This window comes from Desulforamulus profundi (genome assembly GCF_002607855.1).
Genome location: NZ_AWQQ01000042.1, coordinates 81,575 through 104,384 on the forward strand (window position 1 = coordinate 81,575; position 22,810 = coordinate 104,384).

Sequence of the window (22,810 nt, forward strand, 5' to 3'; positions counted from 1 at the left end):
GTATGAATAAAACACTTTATATTTCCATCGCAGTGGTCTCAGTGGTTTTGGGATTGATGGTGGCTTTTCAATTCCGGACCGCCGGCAGGGTGGATTCCGGTGTACCCATAGATCGCGTGCAACTGCTGACAACCGAGTTAAAACAAATCGAAAAGGAATATACCACGCTGTTAATTGAAGCAAACGACCTGGAAAGTAAACTGGCCCAGGCGGAAAAAGGCCGTCCCGAGGCATCCCAGGCGGTTCAGAAGGAATTGCAAAAGGTTCGCCAAATTGCCGGGATGACTGAATTGGAAGGCCCCGGCGTGGAGGTCACCCTGGCGCCCATTAAAAAGGAAGACCTGCAGGCAGGGGAAAACCTTTTTACCGTGCGGGACGAGGACCTGCTTAGAGTTATCAACGAACTGAGGGGCGCCGGGGCGGAGGCCCTGGCCATTAACGGTCAGAGAATTATTTCCAACAGTGAAATCCGCCTGGCGGGTACCTTTATTGATGTCAACCTGACAAGAATTTCCCCCCCTTACTCCGTGCTGGCCATCGGAGCGCCGGACCAGCTGGAGAGCGCCCTGCTCATTAAAGGCGGTCTGGTGGACACCATGCGGAACTGGGGAGTTGCTGTTAACGTTGCCAAAAAAGAAACGCTGACGGTGCCGGCTTATAAGCATCGTATTCACATCGAATATGCCAAACCGCTGAAGGAGGAAAAATAACCATGTGGGCAGGTGTTTTGTTGGCCATGGTGGGACTGACCCTGGGGGTTATCGTAGGTTTGAATGTTCCCATGGTGTTACCCCAGGTCTATGCCCAGTACCTGGGGCTGGGGGTACTGGCGGCATTGGATTCGGTTTTTGGCGGCATCCGGGCGGCCCTGGAAGATCACTATGACAACCATATTTTTGTGACGGGCTTTTTCAGCAATATCTTACTGGCTGCCGGTCTGGCCTATATCGGAACCAAATTGGGTGTTCCGCTGAGCACAGCGGCAGTGGTGGCCTTTGGCGTGCGTTTATTTCAAAATCTCGCTATTATACGGCGGCATTTATTAAAAAAATAAAGTATTTTTTTGGTAAAATAGCAAAAGGGAATTTCTATTCTATGTAGAATTTTACATTTTAAGTAAACAGTTACACTGGGAGGTGCCTGGCTTGGCCAGGAGACATATTGTCGGTGGACTTGACATCGGCACCACCAAAGTGGTGTCAGTGTTAGCGGAAGTCAGCCCCAACGGTTATCCCATCATCAAGGGGCTGGGCGAATGTCCCACCTTGGGGGTTCGCAAAGGGGTTGTTATTGACAAAGCATCGTTAAGCAAGTCCATCGCCCAGGCCGTCAGGCTGTCGCAGGCTATGGCCGGCGAAACCACGAATGCTTTCCATGTTGCCTTTCCTGTTGTCAATCAGTTAGCTGAAGACCTGGAGATTGTAGACGGGCAGTTGGCTGAAAGCATTGCCATGGCCGGGGTGGAAATTTTGGAAATTATCCCGTCGGTGGTGGCTTCAGGAGAAGCAATTTTAACCGATACCCATAAAAAAATAGGTACGGTGTTAATGGACCTGGGAGGGGCTATTACCGGGTTAGCAGTGTTTGATCAGGGACTGCCGGTTTATACACAGGCCCTGGCCGTTGGCAGTGAACATATCACCAGCGATTTGGCGGTGTGCCTACGGACTTCCATCGGTGAAGGGGAACGAATCAAACGTAACCTGGGTCTGGCAGAGCCGGAGCCGGCTGTATTTTGGAAATCAACAGTGTGGGGGGTATGAAACAAGGAAAGTGCCCGCCAGCACTGCCCGAGATATCATACAATCACGCATGCAAGAAATTTTTGAGCTGGCCCAGCAGGAAGTAAGCCGCCACTACAGACTTGCATCCTTAACCGGCGGATTCATGCTGACAGGCGGTGGGGCCTTACTAAAGGGAATCTTGGACTTGGCGGCTGCCCAAATGAACTGTTCGAAAGTGGCAGTCGGTTCTCCCGGAAAAGTTGGCGTGCCCGGGGAGGAATGGACAAGCCCCGTGTATGCTTCATCCATTGGACTGGTACTCTATGGCGCCAAACGAAATTTCCGCCGTTTAGGACGCCTGTCTGTCTGGCGTGAAGTTCTGGACAGGTTTATCTAAGAAATGAAGCGGCTTGATGGTTTAAATACGGAGGAGGATTAACTTTATGCTTGACTTTGAACTGGACCTGGACCATTTTGCAAACATTAAAGTAATCGGTGTCGGGGGCGGCGGTAACAACGCAGTCAACCGGATGATCAGTGCCGGGCTGAAAGGCGTCGAATTTGTTGCGGTGAATACAGATGCACAGTCCCTGTTCTTATCCCACAGCAACCACAAAATTCAGATCGGCACCAAGTTAACCAAAGGTCTGGGCGCCGGAGCCAACCCGGAGATTGGCTGTAAAGCCGCCGAAGAAAGTCGGGATGAAATCATGCAGGCCCTCAAGGGTGCCGATATGGTCTTTGTCACTGCCGGTATGGGCGGCGGTACCGGGACCGGAGCAGCGCCGGTGGTGGCTGAGATTGCAAAAGAAATTGGCGCCCTGACGGTAGGCGTTGTCACCAAACCCTTTACTTTTGAGGGAAGAAAGAGACTTACCCAGGCGGAACAAGGCATTGAGAATCTGAAGAGCAAGGTGGACACACTGATTACCATCCCCAATGACCGTCTTTTGCAAGTCATTGACAAACATACTTCCATTGTGGAGGCATTCCGCATTGCGGATGATGTCCTGCGCCAGGGTGTTCAGGGTATCTCCGACCTGATCGCTGTCCCCGGCTTGATTAACCTGGACTTTGCCGATGTGAAGACCATTATGAAGGATACCGGTTCCGCCCTGATGGGGATTGGCAGTTCCACCGGGGAAAACCGGGCAACCGAGGCGGCCCGGGCAGCCATCTCCAGCCCGCTGTTGGAAACCTCCATTGAGGGAGCCCGGGGTGTGCTGTTAAATATTACCGGCGGTTCCTCCTTGGGCCTGTTTGAAGTAAATGAAGCGGCCGAAATCATCGCCCAGGCAGCCGACCCGGAAGCCAACATCATCTTTGGCGCCGTCATTGATGAGAGAATGAATGAAGAGGTTCGGGTAACCGTGATTGCCACCGGTTTTGACCAGTATGTTCCTGCGAGAAAAGAGAAGAAGAAACCGGAAATGGAAATCAAACCCTTTGCCAGTCACGATGACCTGGACATTCCGGCCTTCCTGCGCCGTCGCTAAGATTTTCAACCTCCTGTTTCAGGCAGGGGGTTTTTTATTGGGATAACCCCAACACTCCGGGGTACACTAAGTGCAGAAAAAATACCCGGAAGAAGGTGATCTTGATGGAGAACGTCAAAACCAACAGGGAAAAGTTAACCCGCAAGGAAGGGTTGGATAAGATCAGGGGGCAACAGCAGTTTGAGGATCCCAATAAAGGCCCTGCCCACAAAGACTCAAACCGGCACGACATCAACGATCCGCTGGATTGAGAAGTGGGACGTGAGATTAGAAGTGAGAGGTTTATGAATGCACGGAGATTGTATTAAGTAGGTGTTGGTGATGGCTCCTAAATGGCGACTTTTAATGTCTGCTGCCAACATGGTGGAGGCAGAAATTTTAAAAAGCGCTTTGGAAAGTGCGGATATTCCGGTTAATTTGAAATGGGAAAGTTTTAATGCTGTATTTTTTGGTACATCAGCCACCGGGCCCGGTTCCCAGGTACAGGTCTTCGTGCCCGAGGAACTGTGGGAGGAAGCCCGGGCTTACCTGTCTTACTCCGATTGACCATAGGTTTAACTTTTTTAAAATAACAACGAAAATGTAGAAATAACACTAAAAAAACTTGGAAGCAATTACCAGATATTGACAAGTTTCCCTGACCCTGGCGTTGTATAATACTGCCAGGGTTTTTTTGTTCCAATTGGTTTTGTTGGAATATTTGGCTTGACTGTGCCATATCATGGTACTGACCACCTTTTTTTACGACGGGGTAGGCACAAATGAGACAAGTGGTCTACTTGGATGAACTACTATTTGTAAACTTGGCGATGAACCTTACTGTGCTCTGGCTAACATCCAGGTTTACCGGGAACGGCAGTTCCTTTGCCCGGATGGTAACCGCTGCAGCAGTGGGGTGTATTTATGCCTTTATCATTTTCATTCCGGGGTTAGGACCGGCGGGCAGCCTGTACGCAAAATTATTGACCGCCGTGTTGATGGTTTTGATCGCCTTTGGCTTTGACTCCTGGAGAAAAGTTCTTCGCCGGTTCCTTTTTCTGTTGCTGGCCGGTTTTGCTGTGGGAGGCACTTCTTCCGGCCTGCATTACCTGTGGGCTAATACACTGGTTGTTCAATCAGACAACCGGTTGGCGGAGATTGGTTTTAACAAGTGGCTGGTTTTATCCTGCATGGTATTCTTATCTTACTGTGTGGGAAAATGGGGGTCCACCCTCTGGTTAAAGCGTGGGGGACAAACAACAGATAAAATCCCCTTGACCATTACCCTGTGGGGGAAAAAGGTCTCTGTGGAGGCGCTGGTGGACACCGGCAACCAACTGGTAGACCCCTTAAGCCAGCACCCGGTTGTGATTGTGGAATATGAGGTTTTAAAGCCATTGCTGCCTGAAGAAATCTGTGGGCTATTTCAGCGGGGGGGGACCGGGACGGGTCTCTCATGATTCTGTCGCTGTCTGAAACACCCTACGCCAAACGCCTGAGATTGATACCCTTTCAGTCCCTGGGCAAGGAAAACGGTATGTTATTGGGAATTCGGCCGGATGTCATAGAAATCTGCTATAGAGATAAAAAACAGCAGGTGAAAGATGTGGTGCTTGGGATTTATGACCGGAAGTTGAGTCCTGAGACCACCTACAGGGCTTTGCTGCACACACAATTTCTGGCTTCATAGGTGCCCAAGGAATGGGATTCAGGGAGGGAGATGCTTGAAAAACGCCTGGCATTTAAAAATACTGATTCGGCTCTATGTGGCCCGGGTTATTCACTGGCTGGGATATCACCAGGAAATCTATTATGTGGGCAGCAGTGAGGCTTTACCCCCACCGCTATCCAACGATGAAGAAAATGATTTAATTGAGCGGTTGGGCAGCGGTGACGGCAAGGTAAAAAATGTCCTAATTGAGAGAAACCTGCGACTGGTGGTGTATATTGCCAGGAAATTCGAAAATACCGGCGTGGGCATCGAAGATTTGGTATCCATTGGTACCATTGGTTTAATTAAAGCTGTCAATACCTTTGACCCGCACAAAAAATCAAGCTGGCCACCTATGCTTCCCGTTGTATTGAAAATGAAATCTTAATGCACCTGCGCAGAAACAACAAAACCCGTTCGGAAGTTTCCTTTGACGAACCTTTAAATATAGACTGGGACGGCAACGAATTACTGCTGTCCGACGTGCTGGGAACCGAAAATGACATCATCTATAAAAATTTGGAAGAAGAAGTAGACAAAACGCTGCTGCACCAGGCATTGTTGAAATTATCGGGTCGTGAGAGACGGATTATGGAACTTCGTTTTGGACTGAACAACGGGCTGGAAAAGACCCAAAAGGAAGTGGCTGACATGCTGGGGATCTCCCAGTCCTATATTTCCCGGTTGGAAAAAAGAATTATCAAACGCTTAAAAAAAGAAATTCACCGCATGGAGTAATTTTAAAAGACAGAGAAATACGAAGATTTCGCCCTAAAAACAGCGCATAGAGGTTGTTTTTGGGGTTTTTTGCAGCCCTTGGCCCATGTATATAAGAAATTTGCCAAGGTAATAATGAACCTGTAAGGTCAAGTTTAAACGTTTTACCGCTTGTACCACCGGTATTAGAAACAACGTTGGGAGGCCGATTAATGCTGGTAAACAAAGTCGAGATCTGCGGTGTAAATACATCCAAACTTCCTGTACTAACAAACAGTCAGATGAGAACTTTGTTTGAAGCAATGCAACGAGGAGATAAAGATGCCAGAAGCGAGCTGATTAACGGCAATCTCAGGCTGGTACTCAGCGTCATACAACGTTTTACCAACCGTGGCGAGTATGTGGACGACCTGTTTCAAGTGGGCTGTATCGGCCTCATGAAGGCCATCGATAATTTTGATTTGGGTCAGAACGTAAAATTTTCCACCTATGCGGTACCGATGATTATCGGGGAAATCAGGAGATACCTGCGTGACAACAACCCCATCCGGGTGAGCCGATCCCTGCGGGATGTTGCTTATAAAGCTTTGCAGGTAAGGGACAGTCTGGTCAATAAATATTCCCGGGAACCGTCCATTAACGAAATTGCCGGCGAACTAAAAATGCCCAGGGAGGAAATTGTCTTTGCCCTGGACGCCATCCAGGAGCCCATCTCCCTGTTTGAACCCATCTATCACGACGGCGGAGATCCCATTTTCGTGATGGATCAGATCAGTGACGAAAAAACCTGGACTTAAGCTGGCTGGAGGAGATCTCCATCCGGGACGCATTAAGAAGGCTCAGCGACAGGGAAAAGCATATTCTGACGCTGCGGTTTTTTGAAGGAAAGACGCAAATGGAGGTGGCCGAGGAAATCGGCATTTCCCAGGCCCAGGTTTCCCGCCTGGAAAAGGCCGCACTCAATCACATGAGAAAGTATGTATGATTTGAGAAGTGAGATGTGAGAGGTTGGAAGTAAGAAGAAGACATAGGAAATCTTCATTTATCTTCCGAGTTTTTCATAGTACAGTATGAACCAGCCAATACGAGGTAGTCCATAAGCCGATGGCTGAAGCTGATGGCCAGATTCCAAAGATATATCCCATAGCAAGAATGTTTGTCCAAAAAATAAGGCCCCCGGCCTTATTTTTGTGTAGAAGTTAAATGTTCCTGCATATACATTAACAATGGGGAGGTGGCAAAATGATCAAGATTTCCGACCTGCGGATAAGAGAGGTTGTAAATGTAGTCGACGGCAGAAGACTTGGACTGATCAAAGATATTGACATTGATTTGGAAGCGGGTCGCATTGCCGCCATCGTTTTACCGGGACAAGGACGTTTTCTGGGGCTCTTCGGGCGGGACGACGAACTGATTGTCCCCTGGGAAAAAATTAAAAAAATCGGCATCGATATTATCCTGGTAGAAATAGCACCCTATCATAACCCCAGGGAAGATTCCTACCGTTACTAAAAAAATTTAGTATGTTAAGATTTGTTTAAATGTTAGGTAAAGAGAGGTATGCTCGAAAAAAGATTGCATTTTGTCAAAAATTTTAATATACTATTCAGAAAATGGCTGACTAATTGAAAAGAATACAGTATATAAGGAGATGTTAATAAATAAACAATCAGCACTTCTTAATTTCTGCAAAAGTCAGTAAGCCATTTTTTTGGTTGCAAATCGTGGTCTGACCATCATGCCCTCACGATGGTATGAAAGTAAAATCTATCGTAAAGTTTCCAAAAATATATTCAAGAGGTGGATTGCATGAGCGCCGTACAAGCGAAGGTTCCTATGAAGGATTCTTACAGCGAGTGTAAAGGAGATGCTTTGTACGAAAAGTTTAAAACCGCTGCCGAAGCCCTGTCTGCAGAAGTACACAGGGTAGCCAACCTGGAGGAGGCCCGTCACCTGGTAGCCAAGATCATCGGTGAACTGAAGGTGGATAAGGTTGTCTACGCTTCTTCCCAGTTAGTTGACGAGGTGGATGTAAAAGCCATCGGCAGCAAACTGGGCATTGTGATGACCGATGAAAATTTACGGCAGAATGCTGCCGATGCCGGTTTGGGCATTTCCCAGTTGGACTATGCCATTGCGGAAATTGGCACTTTGGTCGGCAATGCCACCAGCATTGAGAGCCGCATGGTATCCATCCTTCCCCCGGTTCACATGGTGTTTGTTCGGACCAAAAACCTTTTACCCACCCTGCTGGATGCCATTGCTGTTTATAATAAAAACCTTGGCGAGCTTCCTAAATATCTCACCTTCGTCAGTGGTCCCAGCCGTACTGCGGACATTGAAAGGGTCCTCACCATTGGTGTTCATGGTCCTGGTAGACTAATCATCGTGTTTATAGACTAGGGAGGTACAACATGGCGACAGCAAAATTAAAACAGGAAATTAACTCTGCTCTGCACAACGATAACTTAAAGGGCGCCCTGGGCCGCTTCGGGGAAGCCTATCCCATCGCCCGCGAGAAGGCCTATGAAGGTAAGGACTTCGAAGCCATTCGTGAAAAAATTTGCACAGCCAAGAGCTATGCTGCAGATAACATGGAAGAACTTGCCAACCAGTTTGCCGCCAATGCAGAAAAAAACGGCTCCATTGTATTCCGGGCCAAAACCGCCCAGGAGGCCAAGGAATATATTCTGAAAGTGGCCAAGGAAAACAATGTAAACCATATTATTAAGTCCAAGTCCATGGCTTCTGAAGAAATTCACCTCAACAAGTTCCTGAATGAAAATGGCATTCAGGATGTTGCGGAATCCGACCTGGGTGAATGGATTATTCAGCTTTGCGGCCAGCGTCCTTCCCACATGGTGATGCCCGCTATTCACATGACCCGTGGTGAAGTGGCCGACATCTTCTCCAAGGAAGTTAATGAAAATCTGGAACCGGATATTCCCAAACTGGTTAAAGTGGCCAGAGAAAGCCTGCGCAGCAAGTTCCTGCGGGCTGAAATGAGTATCTCCGGCGCCAACATTGCCGTAGCTGAAACCGGCACCCTTGTGATGTGCACCAACGAAGGGAACGGCCGTCTGACCACCACCGTGCCTCCGGTACACGTCGTCCTGGTGGGGATGGAAAAACTGGTGGCGAAGTTTGAGGACGTAGGCCCCATCCTGGAAGCCCTGCCCCGCAGCGCCACCGGTCAGAAACTGACCAGCTACGTGACCATGATGACCGGTCCCACCGCTGCCATTGACATGGACGGCAGCATCATTGAACAAAAACAAATGCACATTGTGCTTATGGATAACGGACGTACTGAAATGCGCAACGATCCTGTCTTCAAACAGGCCCTCCAGTGCATTCGCTGCGCTTCCTGTCTCAACGTTTGCCCTGTATTCCAGCAGGTGGGCGGACACGTCTATGGGGACGTGTACACCGGCGGTATCGGCACCATTCTAACCGCTTTCTTGAACAGTTTTGAGAAAGCGGGCGAACTGCAGAACCTCTGCCTCCGCTGCGAGCGCTGCAAGTCCTTCTGCCCCGGCAAGATTGACCTGCCCGGCCTGATTGTTGAACTGCGCCGCCGTACCGTGAAAAAAGAAGGCCTGCCTATGGGTCAAAAGTTGATTTTGGAGAAGTTACTGACCAACCGCAAGCTGTTCCACACCTTGCTCAGAACCGCTTCCCTGGCCCAAAAGCCTTTTGTAAAAGGCAATATGATTCGTCACCTGCCCCTGTTCTTCTCCGGTCTCACCGAAGGCCGCAGCCTGCCTGCCGTAGCTGCCACACCGCTGCGGGACAAGGTTGGCCACTCTGTACCCAAGGGCAAAGTGAAGGCCAAGGTTGCCTACTATGCCGGCTGCCTCGGTGATTTTGTCTATCCCGAGCAGGGTGAAGCCGCCTACAAAGTGCTGAACAAAATGGGTATGGCAATTGTTTTCCCGCTGGAGCAAACCTGCTGCGGCATTCCCGCCAGCCAGATGGGCGCCCCGGAAGTGGCTGTAAAACTGGCCAAGCAAAACATCGAGGCCCTTGAAAAGGAAAACGTGGACTACATTGTTTCCCTGTGCCCCACCTGCGTGGAGGTGTTAAAACACCACTACCTGGATCACTTTAAGGATGATCCCGCCTGGATGGCCCGTGCGGAAAAAGTGGCTGCCAAGGTTGTCGACTTTGCTTCCTTCGTTGCCCAGCACGGCAAAGACCTCAAGTTAAAGAACCTGGGCGCCAATGCGACCTACCACGATTCCTGCCACATGAAGCGGGCACTGGGCGTTTGGCAGGAGCCCCGGGAACTGCTGAGCAAAGCCGGTGTTGCCATCACCGAAATGAAGGGCTGCGACGAGTGCTGTGGTTTTGGTGGTTCTTACTCCATCAAGATGCCGGAAATCTCCCTGGCCATCTTAGATAAGAAACTTGCCAATGCCGAAGCTACCGGCGCCAGCGTACTGGCTCTCGACTGCCCCGGCTGCAAAATGCAGATCAGCGGCGGCCTGGACGCCAAGGGTAAAAATATTGCCGTTAAGCACACTGCTGAACTGCTGGCAGATGCTTTAAAAGAATAGGTAAATAAAAAGAGGTTGGGATGAGCCCCAACCTCTTTTTATACCAAATACTCTACTTTGGCTGCCGGGAAGTACCGGTTCACCAGATTTTCCATGTGTTCCTTTACCTCGGACATGCTTTCCTTGGGGTAGACGTATTTACCGTAGCCAAACTGGCCGTACTTAAACTGGCGCTTTTCCTCATCCATGTCCAGCCGGGAATTGGGGAAGATTTCGCTGATATTATTTTTCGCCCGTTGGGTAAAGCGGTGGGTGATAAATTCAAAGGTCAGGTCCCTGCGTGTCCGGGGGTCCAGCACCCTGTCCAGTTCCTCAAAGAGTTCGTTGTAGCCCTGCTGCCAGCCGTCGTAAAGCATGATGGGAGCCACCAGGAAACCCAGGGGGTAGCCTGCCCTGGCCACTTTGCCGGCGGCGGCTGCCCGTTCCGGCATGGAAGGGGTGCCGTGCTCAAATTTTTTATGACGGGTTCTGTATTGAGGCTGAAGCGGAACCGGGTACGACCGTTGTGTTTGGCGTCCAGCAGGGAATCCACATCGGTAAACTTGGTTACGAAGCGGAAGCGCGCATGGTCCTGGCGGCCGAAAAATTCAATGGCCTGCTTTAAGGCACCGGTGTACCGCTCGACGGGGATGGGATCTGAAGTGGCGGCGCCCTCAAAAATGGTTTCCCTGGGCAGGTGTTCATTGATGTAGGATTTGGCCCTGTCTAAAATTTCTTCAATGTTTACATAGACCCGGAGATAGGGCCTTTTGCCCAGGTTGGTCAACAAATAGCAGTATTCGCACTTGCCGGGGCAGCTGGTTACCAGAGGGAGCTGGTAGTGGGCCGAAGGCTTGCAGGTTTGGAATTCTTTTACCTTTCTTACCCCCACCACCAGGGTACGTTTGGCATCCACAAAGGCTTCCTGGGCTGTCTTGCCGGGTATTCCCGTAGCCCGGTTATGGGAACCGGTCACTGTTACCGGGACCCCCTCGGACCGGAAACGGTCCCGCAGCCTTTGCCCCAGTTCATATTCCAAAGCCGCCGGTTCGATAAAAACTCTCTTGGGAATAAAATGATGGGTTGCGGCGGGTTTTTCTAACATAGCGTTTGCCATAGCAGTTCTTCCTTTATTGTTATTTGTCCATGCCTGTATTAAAAGTATTTCGCAGGCCTTTTATATTATGTAACAGATGACCTATGTCCTATTTTTATTTTTTGCAGTGAATGTAGAAAACGCGAGAAAATGAAAGGTAGGGACAACCAGCCCCTGCAGGCTGGTAAAATTTACTGATAAGCGGCATTGACTCACAATATATGGTATTTTATAATTAGTCTACCTACAACATATTGTTTTAGTTGTGTTAAAATAGTATGGTAGACCCTATATCTTGGGGGTGGACGTAGTGCGTTGTCCCTTTTGCAGTTTCCCCGAAAGCCGGGTGTTAGACTCCAGGCCGGCCGATGAAGGCAACAGTATCCGGCGCCGCAGAGAATGCAGCGAGTGCGGCAGAAGGTTTACCACCTATGAAAGGGTGGATGAACGACCCCTGGTAGTGGTTAAAAAGGACGGGCGGCGGGAGGTCTTTGAGCGGGCCAAGTTACTGGCCGGGTTAATGAAGGCCTGTGAAAAAAGGCCCGTACCGGTTCAGAGAATCGAAGATACTGTTCATTATATCGAAAGGGAACTGCGCAGCCACACGGATCTGGAAGTACCCAGCCACGTGGTGGGGGAACTGGTGATGAACCAACTGCTGGAACTGGACGAGGTGGCCTACATTCGCTTTGCCTCGGTCTACCGGCGGTTCGGGGATATCCACAGTTTTCTTCAGGAAGTGGAGAAACTGTTGAAGAGTAAGGAGAGATAAAGGGGGCCCTGTAGAGATGTTCAATAAGATTAGGAAAAGGGACGGCCGGGAAGTGACCTTTGATGAAACCAAAATCACCGAGGCCATTTTTAAAGCGGCCAAGGCGGTTGGCGGTGAAGATCGTCAAACGGCGATGGAACTCACCCTTGAAGTCTTGAAAATGCTCAAGAAACAATATAACGGCCATATTTTTGGCGTGGAAGAAGTTCAAGATATGGTGGAAAAGGTGCTGATCGAAGCAGGCCATGCCCGTACCGCCAAAGCCTATATTTTGTACCGTCACCAGCGGACCCGCCTACGGGATGCCAAAAGTGACTTGATGGATGCGGTGGAGGAAATCCTGGAAGAGACCAACCGGGAAAATGCCAACGTATCGAACTCGCCTTCAGCCAAGATGCTGCAGATCGCCAGTGCGGCCAGCAAGAAATATTACTTAACCCGCCTGATTCCCGAAGAAATGTCCCAGGCCCATGCCAGAGGGGATGTACATATTCATGATCTTGAGTTTTATGGAAAAACTTTGACTTGCCTTCAAATCCCATTAGGAAAATTGCTAAAAGAAGGATTTAATACCGGGCATGGTTATATTCGGCCGCCCAAGCGTCCTACTTCGGCCACTGCATTAGCCGCAATTATTTTACAGAGTTCTCAAAACGACATGCACGGCGGACAGTCTTTTGCTTTCTTTGACCGTGACCTTGCACCCTATGTGGAAGATGCCAGTGATCATGAGACCTACCAGGCCATGGAGGCCCTGATCTATAACTTGAACAGCATGCATAGCCGGGCCGGCGCCCAGGTGCCTTTCTCCAGCCTGAACCTGGGAACCGAAACATCCGAAGCGGCACGGAAGGTAATCCGAAACCTGCTGTTGGCCTATGAGGCCGGTCTGGGACGGGGAGAAAACCCGATCTTCCCCAACATCATCTTCAAGTTGAAGGAAGGCATTAACCTGAACCCCGGCGATCCCAACTATGATTTATTTCAGTTGGCAATCCGGGTATCTTCCAAACGCATGAACCCGACCTTTAGCTTTATGGACTCTTCCTTTAACAGCGAGTACGGTGACCAGGTGGGTTACATGGGATGCCGGACCCGGGTGATTGCCAACCGCAAAGGTCCCGCGGTCACCGACGGGCGGGGGAACTTATCCTTTACCACCATCAATTTACCCAGGATTGCCATTAAGGCAGAACGCAACCTCGATAAGTTTTACCGGTTATTGGATGAAACCCTGGATTTAACCTGCCGCCAGTTGTATCATCGCTTCCGGGTTCAAGCCAAACTAAAAGTGAGAGATATGCCTTTGTCATGGGGCAGGGCCTGTACATGGGTTCCCAGGGACTCAAACCGGAGGATGCCATTGAAGATGTTATTAAACACGGCACCCTGTCACCCGGCTTCATTGGCCTGGCCGAAGCCTGGTGGCGCTGACCGGCCAACATCACGGTCAAAGTGAGGAAGCCCAGGCGCTGGGGCTGGAAATCGTTTCTTACCTGCGCCGCAAGGTCGATGAGGCCGGCGAGCAGTATGACCTGAACTATACCCTGCTGGCGACCCCGGCAGAAAGTGTATCCGGCAGGTTTGCTAAGGTGGATCGCAAAGAGTTTGGTATTATCCCCGGCGTTACCGATAAAGCTTACTATACCAACTCCTTCCACGTGCCCGTTGGCTATCCCGTCGGCATCTTTGAAAAGATTTCTCTGGAAGGTCCTTATCATAAGTACTGCAATGCCGGGCACATCAGTTACATTGAAATGCTTCGCCGCCGCTGCACAATCCCCAGGCAGTACAGGCCATTCTCAAGCATATGCGGGCCAGCGACATGGGCTATGCGGCCATCAACTTTCCGGTGGATTACTGCACCTCCTGCAGTGTGACCGGTGTCATCAACCAGGACAGCTGCCCGCGCTGCGAATCCCCCGAGATTCGCCGGGTTCGCCGTATCACCGGCTACCTCAGCACCGTTGAGCGGTTTAACGATGCCAAGGTGGCTGAGCTGAAGGACCGGACCGTTCATTCGGGTTTTGATCCAAGGGGTTAGTAGAACACCGGAGATGGAGATGAGGATTCTTGAGTAACCAGCTTCGCCTGGGAGGCATTACGGCCAATAGCGTGGTGGACGGTCCGGGACTCCGAACGGTGGTGTTCCTGCAGGGATGCCCCCGCCGCTGTCCGGGCTGCCATAATCAAGAGCTGCTGGATGCCGGCGGCGGCAGGGAAGTGACCGTTGAGGAAGCCCTGAAGGAAATCACGGCTACGATTTCTCCCATTACCCAGGGCATTACCTTCTCCGGCGGGGATCCGTTGATGCAGCCGGAGGCTGTCTGGAGATTGGCTGACCGGTTAAAGAAAGAATTTCCCGGGCTGGAAATCTGGCTGTACACCGGCTATAAATACGAGGAAGTAAAAGACCTGCCGGTGTTGGACCTGGTGGATGTCCTGGTGGACGGTCCCTTTGAACAGGATAAAAAGGACCTGGCACTGGTTTTCAGGGGTTCTGCCAACCAGCGGCTCATTGATATACCGAAAAGCCGGCAAGCGGGCATGGTGGTGGAATGGCAGCCGCCCGTACCGGCTATCAGGCCTGACTAGGCCGGTAGTAAAAGCGAGCTTGTTTAAAAACCATATTTTAGCGAAAAAAGGCGTCCTGTCAACCTGGTAAATGAAAGGTTGAACGGACGTCTTTACTGTTAAACCTGATTATCAACCTATAACATACTGAATAGATTATGAAACAGATTCTCTTCATAATTTTTCCTTGTATAACATCATTCCTGCTTATAAAATTATGAACATTCTTACAATTACACGAACTTTCTGCCATGTCACTTCTTTTATGAACTAGTTTAATTTACCACTGACTTTATTCTACAGTGAATAAGCTAAAATGAAAGCGACCTATATCACAGTACAATGAAAAAGGTCACTTTTTTAGCATAAATTTTGTTTCCTTCTAACAGGACGCATGTGGGTATCCTGTCGTTGTCCATAAAATGTTTTTTGGCTCCGATATGCATAAATAGCGGTGTAAGAGTAAGAATAAATATTCAGCAAGGGCGATACGAAACTTTTAGACCAGATACATTATCGCCGCTGCTCTCTGTAAAGGCGGTTTTTCTAAAATTCGCTGGATATTCGCAGCCGGCATAATGGTGGCTGAAGAAAATCCAGGTCAGGCTCAGGGGAAGTGGAACCAATGCGGGAGGAAGGAAAAATTTCGGCTTACCAGGCTATGGTATATCAGGTGAGCATTGTTTTGGCAACAGCCGTCTTATTCGTCCCGGCTATTACAGCAAAGTACGCAAAGCAGGATGCCTGGATCTCCGGAATCATAGCCTGTTTTTTGGCTGTCTTCAGGTTTATACAGCCGTCAGCCTGGCCCGGCGTTTCCCGAATACGTCGGTTGTGCAGTATGCACCACTCATTCTCGGTAAGGTGCCGGGCAAGGTGGTGGGATTTATTTATCTCTTCTATTTCTTCTACGTTGGTTATTTCGTACTGCAGCAATTTACCGCCCTGATGTCCTCCTCCTATATGCCGCTTACGCCTTCTATTGTTTTTATGCTTGTTCTTTCTCTGCTTACCGTCTATGCGGCTTATGGCGGGCTAGAAGTGATCTGCCGGATGAGCTCTGTTGTTCTGACGGTAGTGCTGGCAACGATGGCATTAATAGTTTTATTAATTGTCAAAGATATTAAAATATGGCGTTTTCTTCCTGTCCTAGAGAACGGGTTTAACCCAGTATTGCTGGGAGCAATTTCACCAGGTGCATGGTTTGGGGAAACCGCAGTGATCCTGATGCTCTACCCATTTATAAATAATAAAGAAAAGGTGCTTAAGACCAGCCTCCTGGCCATGCTAATCCTTTTTATAGCCATAGAGATGGTAATTATCGGAGCAATTGGATTATTAGGCCCGACGGAAGCAGCCTCCTTTCTTTTCCCCACCTTCAATGTGGCCCGGCGGATTAAATTAGAGGCGCTACCGATTCTGGAACGGCAGGATGCTCTTTTCATGATGATCTGGGTGGCGGGTATGTTGATTAAGTTAACCACTTTCTTTTTCGCCGGAGTGCTTGCCCTGGCGCAGTGGCTCAACGTCAAAGACTATCGCCCGTTAATCTTACCCTCCATGGCCATAATGATAGCGCTGGCGGTACAGGCCTGGAAGAATATTACCGAGTTGTTTGCTTTTTCCGGAGAAGTATTTCCCTTAACCATTATCTTTGTCAATTTTATAATCACCGTTTTTCTTTTAATCATCGCCGTCATTCGCAATATTTCCACCAGGAAAACATGACCATTACTTGCGGAGTTATAAAAAAGGAGGGTGTTCTTTCTGTGCGAAAGCGTATTGTAAAAAAGCTGCACCATTTGATCCGGAATTATGCATGTAAGACCGCAGGAAAAAACATCTGCCCGGATGACATGGACTGGGTTCATCAAACTACTGTGGAAAAGTACGATCTGGAGCGTATTCCCATCGAGGCGGACCTGGCAGCCAACATTAAGCGCCTGAAGGGAATATCCGGTGTTTGTCCGGATTTCATTATCCGGCAGTTTGAAATAGGAGGCGGCATCGCGGAAGCGGCGGTAATTTTCCTGGAGGGTATGGTAGAACGGGTACTTTTAAACGAAAACCTGCTCAAACCGTTAATGATCCATTACAGGCCATTTAAACCGGCGCAGGGTTCCTTCCTGGATCAAATTTTACGTGTTGCCCTTCCCGTGGACGTGGTCAGAAAGTGCGTTAACCTGCACGACGTAATCGATCAAGTTCTGGAAGGCTCTGTCGTTCTTTTAGTGGACGGTGAATCGAGGGGCCTGGCGCTGGAGGCCGCCGGGTTTAAAACCCGTGTTCCGGAAGAACCGATGACAGAAGCGGTGGTACGGGGCCCCGGGAGGGATTTACCGAAGCTTTGCATACCAACATTACCCTTCTGCGACGGCGGCTCAAGACGCCGAACCTGGTACTGGAAAGCATGGTCCTCGGCCGGATCAGCCACACGCAGGTTGTGGTGGGATACGTCAGGGGCCTGGCTGCGCCGGAACTGGTTGCCGAAGTCAGGGAGAGGCTTCAGCGTATCGATATCGACGGTATTCTCGAATCAAATTACCTGGAGGAAATGCTGCGGGATCATCCACTTTCCTTTTTCCCGCAGGCCATTACTACCGAACGGCCGGACCGGGTGGCTGCCAACATGCTTGAAGGACGGGTAGCCGTACTCACTGAAAACACACCTTTTGTCCTGATTGTGCCGGGTGAATTCGTAGCCCTCATGCAGAGCTCGGAGGATTTTTACCACCACTTTGTCCTGGGCGTTTTCATTCGCCTTTTGCGCTGGAGCGCTTTCGCCGTTTCCCTTCTCCTCCCGTCCGTATATGTGGCTGTGACCACCTTCCATCAGGAAATGATTCCCACCGGGCTTCTTTTAAGCATCGTTGCCGCACGTGAGGGAGTGCCTTTTCCTGCCGTGGTGGAAGCACTGATCATGGAAATTGCCTTCGAAGTTTTAAGGGAAGCCGGTGTGCGTCTGCCCCGGGCGGTAGGTCAGGCAGTAAGCATTGTCGGGGCGCTGGTAATCGGTGAAGCAGCGGTAACGGCAGGTGTAGTATCGCCGCTGATGGTGATTGTGGTGGCCTTAACGGGGATTTCCTCCTTTCTCTCGCCCTCCTTTGATCTGGCCATTTCCATCCGCATTTTGCGCTTTCCAATGATGTTCCTGGCCGGCTTGCTGGGCCTTTTTGGCGTGGCCGCAGGAGTGCTTGCCATCTTGATCCATTTCGCCGGGATGCGTTCCTTTGGATTACCTTACCTGGCCGGATTAACCCCTTTTCACCCTGACGACTGGAAAGATGTTTTTATCAGAGCACCGATATGGATGATGCGCAGGCGTCCCACAGAACTTTCCAAAAGCAACCGGAAACGGCAGGTGCCCGGTCTTAAGCCTGAACCGCCAGACCGGCGCCCTCAGGGGGGAAGATCTTGAAACGCCGCATCAGGTTGATTATACTGGTTTTACTTATTTGCTTAACCGCCGGTTGCTGGGATATGCGGGAAGTAGAGGATCTCGGTTATGTTATGGCTATGGCCATCGATAGGGGCCCTCAGGAGCAGATCCGGATCATTGCCCAGGTACCAAATCCGCGTGTACTCGGAGGTGGAGCGCGGGGAGGAGTTACACCCGGGGCCAGTATTGCTGCCAAGCCTTACCGCAACTATGAGGGAACCGGCCCCACGATTTTTGATGCGCTGCGGGAGATTTCCCATGAATCATCCCGGCGGCTGTTTTTTGCCCAGAATCGTACCCTTATCTTCAGTGAAGCAATGGCTGAAAAAGGTGTATATGATGTACTCGACTTTTTAAAACGCAGTGTAGAGATCCGGCGTGGTTTAACAATGGTCTTCGTTGCCCGCGGAGAACCGGCCAAAATACTCGATACTCCTAACCCCCATGCTATTTTACCGGCGCTCCGTATAGATGACATCATACGCTGGCGGGGACAAACTTCCAGGTTTGCACCTGTTCCTCTATCCCGGTTTCTGGAATCTCTTAGCCTGGAAGGACAGGAACCTTATGCAGGTGTAATTGAAGTGGCTTCTAACCCTACGGCACAAGTCAAGGAGGGTGAAAAGGCAGCTCCCGAACCGTCCTCAACCATCCGGCTTACCGGGGCCGCCCTCTTCCGTAATGACCGTATGGCGGGGTTTCTTGATGAAACCGAAACTCGCGGACTTTTATGGGTACTCAACGAGGTGAGAGGAGGGCAAATTGTTTTCCCTTGCCCCGGCCAGGAGGGTAAAAAGGTTACCGTAGAAATTATACGTGCCAATGCTAAGATTGAACCGGAAATTACAGAAGAGGGAATTATTATGACGGTAAAAATCCAGGAAGAAGGTAACCTTGTTGAAGTGGAAGGACCCCTTGATGTCTCTAAACCGGAGGTAATTAAAGAACTGGACCGTTTGCACGCCGCGGCTATAGGTAATGAAGTAATGGCTGCCGTTTACAAAGCACAGGAATTGGGCTCCGACGCCTTCGGTTTCGGAGAAGCGTTCCGACGTAAATTCCCCCGGGAATGGAAGAAAATTAAGAAAGACTGGCCGGAAATTTTTACGGGCATTGAGGTACGTGTCCAGGTAGTTGCCCACATTCGACGCATGGGGATGATCGTCCAGCCACCGCTTTTGGTTCATTAAATAATTGCATTTAAAACTCAAACCCTTTGAGACAGGATGGTTGAGAATGCTGTTAGATGTTTTGCTGATTTTAACCGGCTTTGCGGTTATCGTCGCCATAGAGCTGCCCAGGTTAATTAAACAAAAAATTTACCGCGAAATAGTAATTTTCTTTGTTTTGATTGCCCTTGGAATCACTTTAAGTCTGGGTCAAGTTTTGCAACTGCCCATACCGAATGTTACAAAGGGCATTGAAACAGTTACTCGCCCGATATTTAAGGCCGTGGAAAGGATCCTTTTACCATGAATAAAAACCAGTTTTCTTCTACGACCCTCCACAAATTCAGTAAATGGGACATGGGTGCCAGGCAGTGCGACCGAGCAAGGGCGCGTCATATAGCGGGTGCGAATCCCGCCCGGTAAGGTCTAGCCAACCACCGGTAGCGAGTCTTGGAGCAGGCGATCGGTCGGGAGCGCCCTTTCGAAGGATTGATCCATCATTCTGACCGTGGGGTTCGTTCAATATGCCAGTCATGCCTATCAGGCTCTGCTTTGTGAAAACGGCTTTGCCCCCAGCATGAGCCGCAAGGGGAAAGGACGCCCCGGGGAGAGATTGGGCGCTTTATTGGACAGAATAGAAAGGAAGAAATAAAAATAAAAACAAAACCAAAATATATCTCGACATTTGTCGTACATTGTCATATAATTGACCATGTGCATAGCACACCCGCCTTTTTATTTTTTGTCTAGCTCGGCTTTTGCCGAGTCTTTTTGTTTTCAGGGTAATTTCAGATCCTTTTGGTGATACTTTCCCTTAAAAGGAGGGTGATGGGAAATACTATGGATAAAAACGTTATTACCTTGCTGGCAACCCTGGCGGTGGCTGCCCTATCCTTTACATATCTTTATTACACCCGTTTCATCAAAAAGAAAAATTAGGGTTTGTTTGAGACTAAGACAAGATGTCATAAAAATGTAACTTTTCCGAAAAAGGTTTTTGATCATTAACAGCCAATTAACCCCTTAAGAATTTAACAAGGGGGTTTTATGATGGAAAACAGTGTAGGCGGCGTGGTCATTGTTGTGGAGGATCGTGAGAAGCTGGCCCCAAAGGTCAATGGTATTCTTACGGAGTATGGGGATTTGATTGTGGGCCGGGTTGGTCTGCCTTACCGGGAAAAGAATAAATACGTGATTACCATTGTGGTGGACGGTGACGTTGCGCTGGTCAATGAAATGGTCGGCAAACTGGACAGCCTGGGAGAGGTTCAGGTCAAGCTGGCCCTGAGCGGCGCTTGCAATCCATAAAGTGAGCTTTTTAAGAGGTGTCTCCAAGGAAACACCTCTTTTTGTATCAGTATATCTTTACCAATGGGAGGGCTGAAGATGGATTTACTAAAGGTGCTGGAGAGATTACGGGAAGAAAAACCTGAAGTGGCCGCAGCCATTGGCAACTTACGACAGGCCGTTTTGGCAAACGCCACGCTGGACGTGAAAACCGCCAACCTGGTGGCCATAGGAATAGCCGCGGCCATCCGCAATCAGGATGCTTTAACGGGGCATATCAAGCTGGCCAAAGAAGCGGGGGCCGCCAAAGATGAGGTGATTGGCGCCGTCCTGCTGGCCATTCCCCCCGGCTTGAATTCAAGGAGGGTCATTTAAAAGCACCGTGTTTTGACGCGATGCTTTTGTTATCTCAATAAATCTTCCAGTTTTCCTTTGTCCAGGACCATGATTTGCTGCCGGTCCACGTCAATAGCGCCAGCCCGTTTAAAACTGTTTAACATCCGGTTGATGGTTTCCCGGGAACTGCCGGTGAGGTTGGCCAGTTCCTGGTTGGTAAGGTTGAAGTTAATCAGGATGCCCCCGGGTTTTTTAATGCCATGTTCTTCGGCCATTTTAATCAGGGCAAAGGCCAGCCGGCGAGCGGTATCATGCAGGGCCAAATTCATCACCTTTTCCTGGGCGGTTCGCAGGCGCCGGGACATGATGTGCAGCATTCCCAAAGCCATACTGGGGTTTTGACTGATCAGCCTTTCAATGTCCTGGTTGCGCAGCACCCCCACCACGCTGTCTTCCTGTACTTCAGCGGTGGCGGGGTAATCTCCGCCGTCGAAAAGAACCACTTCCGCAAAGACTTCACCGGGGTTCACAAAATGCAGGATGTGTTCCCGGCCGTCTTCCAACCGCTTGGTCAGTTTAATTAAACCGGATTTTAAAATGTAGAGCGCTTCCCCGGGTTCGCCCTCCATAAAGATAAAACGTCCCTTTTGGTAACTGCGCTCCAGCAGCAGGTTGGAGATTTCCTGCAGTTGCTCTTCCGGCAAACCGTAAAAAAGCGGAATCCTCAGTAGATATTCCAAATTACTTCCCAATACCCACACCCCCTACTGATTTAACTTGCAGGACCTCCTGCGGACGGTCTGGATGACCGTGGACTGGCTGTCCCAGCATGGGGCTTCCGGTTAAACCCACCGAAAATTTCTATGTCATCAAAACCGGCGGCATGTAAAAAATTCTCCAACTCCGCCTTGGTTATGGGGCGCAGGGGAACCTGACCGCTGCCCAGACTGCGCTGGCTGCCGTCACTGCCGTTTTTGATCAGGGTGGTTTTGAAGTCGATCAAGCCGTCGGGCCGGAAATCATACTGCCGGGTAAAAATGATTCCCGCCTGGTTATTCACAATATCGGGCAGTTGAGTGATACTGCCTTTTAAAATGCGGTCGTAATTGATCGTCTGAAGAATCAGTGTGCCCCCGTGGTAAAGGCGTTCTTTCATTTGGGTAAGGGCGGTGACAATGTCTTTGTCCGTCAGCAGGTGGACCAGTGAATTGCCGATACAGATCACCGCATCAAATTTACCATCGATATCTTCCAGGTTTCTCATGTCCCCGGTACGGAAGTCAACGGCCAGTCCTTCCCTGCGGGCCTTTTCCCGGGCCATTTTAATCATTTCCTGCTCGTAATCCACGCCCACCACACTAAGGCCCCACCTGGCAAACTCCAGAGCGTAATTACCCGAACCGCAGGCCAGGTCCAATACCCTGCTGGCCCCAAGGTCACCAAAGACCTGCCGGAAAAATTTCAGTTGTCCTTCTCCTGCCGGAAAAATGTCGTCATAATACTGGCTTAGTTCTTTATACATACTGCACCTCAAAGATTTTTTTATATTTTACCCGGTAAATTTTTGTCTATGGTTGTTTTCATTGTAATGGAAGGAGAAAAATATGGCAATCATGGGGATAGGGGTGGTGACACAGAAAAATTGCTACCGCTGCCATCAAACCGTGCTCAGCACAACCAACGAAACACCATCGGGTAAAAGCCGCTATTGTTGGAATTGTCACCGCAATACACCACATTCACTTTAAAACAACTTTTTGAAAGGGGCAAAGACTGGCGGCAGGCCTCCCGGCAGGAAATGCGTTACTGGTCTGTCCCGGGTACATTTAACACGGGGATTTTTGTTTCACCCTGGGCTTTAAGCGCCTTGCTGACTGTCAACATGCTGGCCTGCACCGCCAGGCGAATGGGGGCTTTCCTGAAAAAAGAGCCCGGCGTTCCTGCCGTAACCTCCTGGCTCTTTCCTTCATAA

Annotated in this window: 24 protein-coding genes and 6 pseudogenes; 27 read left to right on the forward strand and 3 right to left on the reverse strand. The window is 49.8% G+C overall.

Annotated features, from left to right (window positions below; genetic code table 11):
• The first annotated feature begins 2 nt into the window (after positions 1 to 2).
• The 14 genes and pseudogenes from P378_RS06485 (at position 3) to ldhH (ending at position 10,186) form a co-directional block, all read left to right on the forward strand.
• Complete coding sequence (locus P378_RS06485) at positions 3 to 710, forward strand: DUF881 domain-containing protein (RefSeq protein ID WP_099082674.1); 708 nt, start codon at positions 3 to 5, stop codon at positions 708 to 710.
• Positions 711 to 712: 2 nt separating this feature from the next.
• Complete coding sequence (locus P378_RS06490; protein ID WP_099082675.1) at positions 713 to 1,054, forward strand: small basic family protein; 342 nt, start codon at positions 713 to 715, stop codon at positions 1,052 to 1,054.
• Positions 1,055 to 1,145: 91 nt separating this feature from the next.
• Positions 1,146 to 1,763: a cell division FtsA domain-containing protein gene (locus P378_RS21235; RefSeq protein ID WP_238472971.1), complete on the forward strand. Its 618-nt coding sequence runs from the start codon at positions 1,146 to 1,148 to the stop codon at positions 1,761 to 1,763.
• 10 nt (positions 1,764 to 1,773) lie between these two features.
• Entirely contained in the window at positions 1,774 to 2,121 is a 348-nt protein-coding gene (locus P378_RS21240; protein ID WP_238472972.1) for a cell division protein FtsA, read from the forward strand.
• Positions 2,122 to 2,167: 46 nt separating this feature from the next.
• A complete protein-coding gene (ftsZ, locus tag P378_RS06500) occupies positions 2,168 to 3,220 on the forward strand; it encodes a cell division protein FtsZ (RefSeq protein WP_099082676.1) in 1,053 nt (350 codons plus the stop codon).
• A 104-nt stretch (positions 3,221 to 3,324) separates the two neighbouring features.
• The gene (locus P378_RS19445) at positions 3,325 to 3,471 is read left to right on the forward strand and encodes a hypothetical protein (RefSeq protein ID WP_180261006.1); all 147 of its coding nucleotides are present in this window, start codon (positions 3,325 to 3,327) and stop codon (positions 3,469 to 3,471) included.
• Between the two features lie 70 nt (positions 3,472 to 3,541).
• Positions 3,542 to 3,766, forward strand: a complete 225-nt coding sequence (locus tag P378_RS06505; protein ID WP_099082677.1) for a putative signal transducing protein — start codon at positions 3,542 to 3,544, stop codon at positions 3,764 to 3,766.
• 215 nt (positions 3,767 to 3,981) lie between these two features.
• Positions 3,982 to 4,659, forward strand: coding sequence for a sigma-E processing peptidase SpoIIGA (locus tag P378_RS06510; RefSeq protein WP_274378654.1), 678 nt, complete (start codon positions 3,982 to 3,984; stop codon positions 4,657 to 4,659).
• Entirely contained in the window at positions 4,656 to 4,889 is a 234-nt protein-coding gene (locus P378_RS22805; protein ID WP_274378655.1) for a sigma-E processing peptidase SpoIIGA, read from the forward strand. Before P378_RS06510 ends, P378_RS22805 begins: the two co-directional genes overlap by 4 nt.
• 58 nt (positions 4,890 to 4,947) lie before the next feature.
• Positions 4,948 to 5,648 (forward strand): annotated as a pseudogene (sigE, locus tag P378_RS06515) (RNA polymerase sporulation sigma factor SigE).
• 191 nt (positions 5,649 to 5,839) lie between these two features.
• Positions 5,840 to 6,612 (forward strand): annotated as a pseudogene (gene sigG, locus P378_RS06520) (RNA polymerase sporulation sigma factor SigG).
• Between the two features lie 257 nt (positions 6,613 to 6,869).
• Positions 6,870 to 7,139 carry a YlmC/YmxH family sporulation protein gene (locus tag P378_RS06525; protein WP_099082678.1) on the forward strand — a complete coding sequence of 90 codons (270 nt, stop codon included), beginning with the start codon at positions 6,870 to 6,872 and terminating at the stop codon, positions 7,137 to 7,139.
• Positions 7,140 to 7,436: 297 nt separating this feature from the next.
• Positions 7,437 to 8,030 (forward strand): LutC/YkgG family protein, encoded by a 594-nt coding sequence (locus P378_RS06530; RefSeq protein WP_180261007.1) that lies wholly within the window; start codon positions 7,437 to 7,439, stop codon positions 8,028 to 8,030.
• 11 nt (positions 8,031 to 8,041) lie between these two features.
• Positions 8,042 to 10,186: an L-lactate dehydrogenase (quinone) large subunit LdhH gene (gene ldhH / locus P378_RS06535; RefSeq protein ID WP_099082680.1), complete on the forward strand. Its 2,145-nt coding sequence runs from the start codon at positions 8,042 to 8,044 to the stop codon at positions 10,184 to 10,186.
• A 38-nt stretch (positions 10,187 to 10,224) separates the two neighbouring features.
• Here the strand turns inward: ldhH and splB are convergent.
• Positions 10,225 to 11,282 (reverse strand): annotated as a pseudogene (splB, locus tag P378_RS06540) (spore photoproduct lyase).
• A gap of 289 nt (positions 11,283 to 11,571) precedes the next feature.
• Between splB and nrdR the strand changes: the two are divergent.
• The 12 genes and pseudogenes from nrdR (at position 11,572) to P378_RS06585 (ending at position 20,877) form a co-directional block, all read left to right on the forward strand.
• Positions 11,572 to 12,033, forward strand: coding sequence for a transcriptional regulator NrdR (gene nrdR / locus P378_RS06545; RefSeq protein WP_099082681.1), 462 nt, complete (start codon positions 11,572 to 11,574; stop codon positions 12,031 to 12,033).
• A gap of 16 nt (positions 12,034 to 12,049) precedes the next feature.
• Positions 12,050 to 13,492 (forward strand): anaerobic ribonucleoside-triphosphate reductase, encoded by a 1,443-nt coding sequence (gene nrdD, locus P378_RS06550; protein WP_476588315.1) that lies wholly within the window; start codon positions 12,050 to 12,052, stop codon positions 13,490 to 13,492.
• Positions 13,458 to 13,913, forward strand: a complete 456-nt coding sequence (gene nrdD / locus P378_RS24460) for an anaerobic ribonucleoside-triphosphate reductase (protein ID WP_476588316.1) — start codon at positions 13,458 to 13,460, stop codon at positions 13,911 to 13,913. The genes nrdD (P378_RS06550) and nrdD (P378_RS24460) overlap by 35 nt, the downstream gene beginning before the upstream one ends.
• Positions 13,859 to 14,077: an anaerobic ribonucleoside-triphosphate reductase gene (gene nrdD / locus P378_RS22810; RefSeq protein ID WP_274378656.1), complete on the forward strand. Its 219-nt coding sequence runs from the start codon at positions 13,859 to 13,861 to the stop codon at positions 14,075 to 14,077. Before nrdD (P378_RS24460) ends, nrdD (P378_RS22810) begins: the two co-directional genes overlap by 55 nt.
• A 29-nt stretch (positions 14,078 to 14,106) precedes the next feature.
• Positions 14,107 to 14,628 carry an anaerobic ribonucleoside-triphosphate reductase activating protein gene (nrdG, locus tag P378_RS06555; protein ID WP_099082682.1) on the forward strand — a complete coding sequence of 174 codons (522 nt, stop codon included), beginning with the start codon at positions 14,107 to 14,109 and terminating at the stop codon, positions 14,626 to 14,628.
• 640 nt (positions 14,629 to 15,268) lie between these two features.
• A pseudogene (locus tag P378_RS06560) lies at positions 15,269 to 16,335 on the forward strand (GerAB/ArcD/ProY family transporter).
• A 128-nt stretch (positions 16,336 to 16,463) separates the two neighbouring features.
• Positions 16,464 to 18,025, forward strand: a pseudogene (locus tag P378_RS06565) (spore germination protein).
• Entirely contained in the window at positions 18,022 to 19,236 is a 1,215-nt protein-coding gene (locus P378_RS06570) for a Ger(x)C family spore germination protein (RefSeq protein WP_099082683.1), read from the forward strand. The pseudogene P378_RS06565 and the gene P378_RS06570 overlap by 4 nt, the downstream one beginning before the upstream one ends.
• Positions 19,237 to 19,282: 46 nt before the next feature.
• Entirely contained in the window at positions 19,283 to 19,522 is a 240-nt protein-coding gene (locus P378_RS06575; RefSeq protein ID WP_099082684.1) for a hypothetical protein, read from the forward strand.
• A 143-nt stretch (positions 19,523 to 19,665) separates the two neighbouring features.
• A pseudogene (locus P378_RS18925) lies at positions 19,666 to 19,807 on the forward strand (IS3 family transposase); the annotation flags it as partial.
• Positions 19,808 to 20,262: 455 nt separating this feature from the next.
• The gene (locus P378_RS06580) at positions 20,263 to 20,523 is read left to right on the forward strand and encodes a TM1266 family iron-only hydrogenase system putative regulator (RefSeq protein WP_238472973.1); all 261 of its coding nucleotides are present in this window, start codon (positions 20,263 to 20,265) and stop codon (positions 20,521 to 20,523) included.
• Between the two features lie 78 nt (positions 20,524 to 20,601).
• A complete protein-coding gene (locus P378_RS06585; RefSeq protein WP_238472974.1) occupies positions 20,602 to 20,877 on the forward strand; it encodes a carboxymuconolactone decarboxylase family protein in 276 nt (91 codons plus the stop codon).
• A gap of 29 nt (positions 20,878 to 20,906) precedes the next feature.
• Here the strand turns inward: P378_RS06585 and P378_RS06590 are convergent, their stop codons facing one another.
• Positions 20,907 to 21,590 carry a Crp/Fnr family transcriptional regulator gene (locus P378_RS06590; RefSeq protein ID WP_099082687.1) on the reverse strand — a complete coding sequence of 228 codons (684 nt, stop codon included), beginning with the start codon at positions 21,588 to 21,590 and terminating at the stop codon, positions 20,907 to 20,909.
• Positions 21,591 to 21,610: 20 nt separating this feature from the next.
• Complete coding sequence (locus P378_RS06595) at positions 21,611 to 22,360, reverse strand: class I SAM-dependent methyltransferase (RefSeq protein ID WP_238472975.1); 750 nt, start codon at positions 22,358 to 22,360, stop codon at positions 21,611 to 21,613.
• A gap of 189 nt (positions 22,361 to 22,549) precedes the next feature.
• Here P378_RS06595 and P378_RS06600 point away from each other — a divergent pair, with 189 nt between their 5' ends.
• Entirely contained in the window at positions 22,550 to 22,810 is a 261-nt protein-coding gene (locus tag P378_RS06600) for a hypothetical protein (protein ID WP_143338424.1), read from the forward strand.